Source organism: Chitinophaga sp. CF118, from assembly GCF_900112615.1.
Classification (GTDB): Bacteria; Bacteroidota; Bacteroidia; order Chitinophagales; family Chitinophagaceae; genus Chitinophaga.
On the sequence record NZ_FOMK01000029.1, the window covers coordinates 1 to 1,659 of the forward strand.

General features: G+C 42.7%; 1 protein-coding gene. It reads left to right on the top strand.

Features of this window, described 5'->3' with window-relative positions; genetic code table 11:
• Positions 1 to 266 precede the first annotated feature (266 nt).
• On the top strand, positions 267 to 1,640 hold the full coding sequence (locus BM176_RS32035; protein ID WP_090108486.1) for an IS110 family RNA-guided transposase: 1,374 nt from the start codon (positions 267 to 269) through the stop codon (positions 1,638 to 1,640).
• Positions 1,641 to 1,659 lie beyond the last annotated feature (19 nt).

Consider the following 1,659-nt stretch of genomic DNA (forward strand, 5'->3'; position numbering starts at 1 on the left):
TTCTAGTCACCCAATAAGGGACTGATGTTTCGCTAAAAATAACTTGGAGATCAGAAGAAGGCTGCAGGATTTGAAGATGAGCCGTAAATTTAAGAAGCAAAAGCGCTTTGCAGTAATACCTTGAATCTCAATGAATGCCAAAATTCATCTTCTAGTCTGGTTCTTCCGGTACCTTAAGTTTCAAATTGGGGCTAGACCCCGTATGGAAGAGTATACTCAAGTTATACCGGAAGGCAAAGTGCCTTTGCTTCTTAAACGATAAATTTATGCAGAAAAAATCGTTCAGAAAAGTAAAGGCACCTGGTTTTATACCGATGCCCATGGTAAATCCCCATGCAGCAGGTATTGATGTAGGCGATACTCTTCATGCAGTAGCTGTTCCCAAAGATCGAGACAAACAATCGGTTCGCACTTTCGGTACTATGAGCAGAGATTTAGAAGAGATTGTTGTTTGGTTAGAAAAATGTGGGGTGGATACAATAGCGCTCGAAAGTACAGGAGTATACTGGAAACCCCTGTTCAATTACCTGATTCGCCATGGCTTTGATGTTTACTTGGTCAATGCACGCCATGTACGCAATGTCACGGGCAGAAAAACAGATCAAAGCGATGCCGAATGGCTCCAGCAGCTACATAGCTGTGGCTTGTTAAAAAGCAGCTATCTGCCGGATAATGAGCAGGAATCGCTGCGAACATTGGTACGTTATCGAAGAACGCTTACCGAGGAAAGTAGCCGGTTTGTACTGCGGATGCAAAAAGCTCTGGAACTTATGAATATAAAGCTGCATACAGTTATCAGTAACCTGATGGGTAAAACCGGCACCGCAATTGTGGAAGCGATTATTGGAGGGGAGAGAAATGCAGCAAACTTTCTGCCCTTGATTGATGGGCGCATTAAGGCCGATCATCAAGTTATTGTCAAATCATTAGAGGGCAATTGGCGACAAGAGCAATTGTTTACCCTGGAAGAAAATTATGCATGTTATCAATTCTTCCAGGAACGTATTGCAAAATGCGATAAAGCAATTGAAGCCGAACTACAGCAATATGCAATGATCCAAAATGAGGGTGAGGCGCTTATGAAAGTAGCTGAAAGAGGCAATGAACAGGCTTCCGTTAAAAAAAAGAGTAAAAACGCTCCCCAATTTGATACCCGGTCATTTTTAGCCAGTATACTGGGGGTTGATGTTCTTGCAATTTACGGACTGAGTGAAATCAGCGCCCTGGAAATACTGGCAGAAACGGGAACAGACATGAGTAAATGGAGTAGTGAGAAGCATTTTGTCTCCTGGTTGAATTTATGTCCCAATAATAAGATATCGGGGGGGAAGTTGATCAGCAGTAGATTAATAAAAAAGAAGCCCAATGCAGCCAGTCAGGCTTTTAGAATGGCAGCCAATAGCGTTCAGCGTAGCGATCATTGGCTGGGGGACTACTTCCGGCGGATGAAAGCGAAAGGGGGAAATAGATATGCCATTGTAGCCACCGCCAATAAAATGGCCACCATCTATTATAAAATGATCCACAATCAGATTGCCTTTAGTCCTTTGGATATAAATCTGTACAAACAAAAGCGGCAACAAGCAAAAATAGCCTACCTGGAAAGGAAACTCCAACAGCTCAAAAAAGAGATTGCGTGAGATTAGTTATATGGAAGAG